This window comes from Modestobacter sp. DSM 44400 (genome assembly GCF_900107175.1).
In the GTDB taxonomy this organism is placed as follows: Bacteria; Actinomycetota; Actinomycetes; order Mycobacteriales; family Geodermatophilaceae; genus Modestobacter.
In genome coordinates, this window is the sequence record NZ_FNOZ01000124.1 from 1 (window position 1) to 3,305 (window position 3,305).

Annotated in this window: 3 protein-coding genes; all 3 read right to left on the reverse strand. The window is 64.5% G+C overall.

All coding sequences use genetic code 11. From position 1 onward, the window contains the following. Positions 1-1,083, reverse strand: a 1,083-nt coding sequence (locus BLW04_RS25030) for a branched-chain amino acid ABC transporter permease (RefSeq protein ID WP_139307037.1), incomplete at its 3' end; no start/stop codon positions are given. Between the two features lie 4 nt (positions 1,084-1,087). After that, on the reverse strand, positions 1,088-2,320 hold the full coding sequence (locus tag BLW04_RS25035; RefSeq protein WP_091548311.1) for a substrate-binding protein: 1,233 nt from the start codon (positions 2,318-2,320) through the stop codon (positions 1,088-1,090). Next, entirely contained in the window at positions 2,317-3,183 is an 867-nt protein-coding gene (locus tag BLW04_RS25040) for a branched-chain amino acid ABC transporter permease (protein WP_091548313.1), read from the reverse strand. Before BLW04_RS25040 ends, BLW04_RS25035 begins: the two co-directional genes overlap by 4 nt. Positions 3,184-3,305 lie beyond the last annotated feature (122 nt).

A 3,305-nucleotide genomic window follows, 5' to 3' on the forward strand; every position in this document is an offset into this window, starting at 1 on the left:
GGCGGGGGACCGCCACCTCAACTTCCACGAGACCCGGGACAACCTCGGCTGCACCTCCGCGGGCTTCTTGTCGCCGGCACCTCGACCGAAACGCACGACCCGGGCCCGCTCCGACACCAACAACCCGATGATGCCATTCGGCAGGAACATGATTCCCCCCAACAGGAGCAGTCCCAGGATGATCGGCCAGTAGTCGGGGAACGCCTGCGCCAGGTTGAGCCCCGCGCCTTCGATCGCCACGGTCCCGATGACGGGTCCGATCAAGGTCCCCACTCCCCCGAAGAGGACGTAAAGAACAGCCTGAGTGGACAGGACAACACCCACGAGACTGGGCGAGACGAAACCCTCGTGAAAGGCGTAGAAGCCGCCGGCCATCCCCGCCACCGCTCCGGCGAGGGTGAACACGACCAGCTGCGCAACGGCCGTGTTGTATCCGAGATAGGTCACCCGTTGAAGGTCGGTTCGGCCCGCGACCAGCACCAGGCCGAACTGTGAACGCACGATGTAGCGGAACAGCAGATAGACGACCAGCGCGATGGCGAAGATCAGGTAGTAGAACGTTCGTCCCGGCAAAAGTCTGCTCTCCCCCGCAGTGAGGACCGGGATGGAGGGGATCCCGTTCGCCGCCCCGATCGCCGTCCACGCCGCGGCCAACCGCTCGGCTGCGTAGGAAACCGCCAGCGTCGCGAGGGAGACGTAGATGAGACTCACTCGTCGCCGGCCCAAGAAGAGGAACGCCCCCATGGCGGCGGCAAGGACCAGCCCGGTGAGCGTGGCGGCCGGGATCACGATGAAGATCGAGGTGAGGTCCTTGTGAACCGAGAGCAATCCGGCGACATAGGCGCCCCAGCCGAAGAACACCGCCTGACCGAAGCTGAAGATACCGCCGTACCCCCACGCGAGCTCGAAACTGAGCGCCAGCATGACCAGCAGAAGGACCCGCGTCGCGAATGAGACGGTGAACTGCCCCAGGAACAGAGGCATCACCACAAGAACGACGAATACTCCGACTTCCAGGGCGGTAAGCAGGCGAGGACGAGGGGCCGAGGCCCGCCCGCGCACGGCGGCGAGGATGGAGGTCATCGCACTACTTCAGCCCATCGAGGCACTCCTCGGGGTCGATCGCCCCGAGCTGCTCGACTATCTCGTAGTTGCCGGACTTTGCGACGGCGATGTACATGTTCATCCGTACGTGGTTCTCACCCTCCACCATCTCGGCGGGTCCACCCGGCCCCTGGTCCAGCTTGGCGTGGGACAGCGCCGTGCGAACCTTGTCCTTGTCGAGCGAGCCCGCCTCTTTCACCGCGCCGGCCCACATCATCAAGCCGCGATACATACCCGTCACCGCACTCCCTGCCGCCAGCCGGGCATCCCCTCCGGGGAACTGCTGCTGGTACTTCGCGGCAAGGTCCTTGCTGAACGGATCGTCGATCGCGTCGAAGAAGTCCAGGCAGCTTGCCAGTCCCTCCATGTGCTCCGGCGGGGCGACGTTGAGGAGGTTCTCGTCGAAATAGACACAGGCGAGCCGGCCACCACGCTGGTGGAAGCCGGCCGAATAGAGCTGGCCGAGGAACGGGGTGATGCCCGGCGGGATCACGGTCGTGAAGACGACGTTCGTCCCCGATGACATGATCTTGTTGACCGACGGCCCGAAGTCTGTGGCGTCGAGGGGAAAGTACTCCTCGTCTACGACGGTCCCCCCGTTTTTCACCACCTGTTCCCTCACTACCTGGTTCAGCGTGTGGGGCCAGACGTAGTCCGCGGACGGCAGATAAAACTTCTTGCCACCGTTCTCGATGAGCCACGGAATGAATGGCACGACTTGCTGGTTCGGCGTCGGACCGGTGCAGAAGATATCCCTGTTGCACTCGCCGCCCTCGTAGAGCTGCGGATAGATGTAGAGCTTTCCGCCGCGGTCGACGATCACACTTTTGATCGCGTCCCGCATGGCGCTGGTGATGCCGCCCAAGACAACGTCCACATTGTGCTGCTCCACGAGCTCGCGCGCTTTCGTCACCCCCACCTTCGGGTCCGAGGCGCTGTCCACGACGACAAGCTCGAGTTGGCGGCCCAACAGCCCACCCGCCGAGTTGAGATCGTCGACGACCATCTTGGCGATGTTGGCGTTGGCCTTTCCCGCATAGCCGATGGCACCGGTCACATCGGTGACGACCCCGACCTTGATGGGCCCGCTTTCGCCTCCGCCACCGCCACCGCCGCACGCGGACAGCAGCGAGCTTCCGCCGCCCACGGCGACCAAGCCGGCTGCCGCCAGGCCGGACGCCCGGAGCAGGTCCCGTCGGGAGAGTGTGATAGTCATTCTGTCCTTCCTCTACGGAAAAGTCCTGCCGGCCGTAGCCGCATCAGCACGATGGCGAGAACGAAGACCAGCATGTCCGAGAAGACAGCTGACATGTAGACCGGCAAGATGCCACTGGGCACGCCGATGAGCCCAGCCCCCAGAATGGGGGCTTCAAAACTTCCCATGCCGCCGACCATCACGGCCAGGAAGGACCGCATGAGGAAGGTGACGCCCAACTCCGGGTACAGTGATTGCAGCGGCACGACGAGCGCTCCCGCGAGACCGGCCAGCGCGGCACCGAAGGCGAACGTGCCCGCATAGACACGGTTCGTCGCAATACCCGACGCCTGCGCCAGAATGGGGTTGTCCAGGGTCGCCCGCACCTTCAGTCCGAGGCTGGTGCGCACGAGGAAGAGGTAGGACAGGGTCATCACCGCGACCGTGGCGACGATGATGACGATCCGCCACGAGGACAGTGACGCTCCGCCGATGTTCACGCTGCCGAACAGCGGCGCGCGGACCGACTTGGATACACCGCCGATCCCGACCCTGACCAGCTCCCGGATGACCAGCCCCAGCGCCCAGGTCCCGAGAAGGGCCGCAATCGGGCGTGCGTAGAACCGACGGATGACCGTGCGTTCCAGGAGGTAACCGACCGCACCGACGAGGATCGGCGCCGCGATGATGCCGAGCCAGGCCAAACCGCTGGCGCGGTCCACCAGGTAAACGGTGAGCGCCCCCAGCAGCACGAGTTCACCATGCGCCAGGTTGAAGATCCCCATCATGCTGACGATGACGCCCATACCCAGCACGAGCAGCACGAGGATGGAGGTAAGGCTCAGCACGTCGAAAGCGGAGGCAATCAGCCGATCCACTGCCATCGAGCCAGCTCCCAACTCCGGTATGGCCGCTAGGGCGTGTCTCCTGGATCATGTCGTGAGCCAGATGATCATGCTGGCGAGGACGATCCCGGCGCGGTAGTTGACGGCTTTCTTGTCGTAGC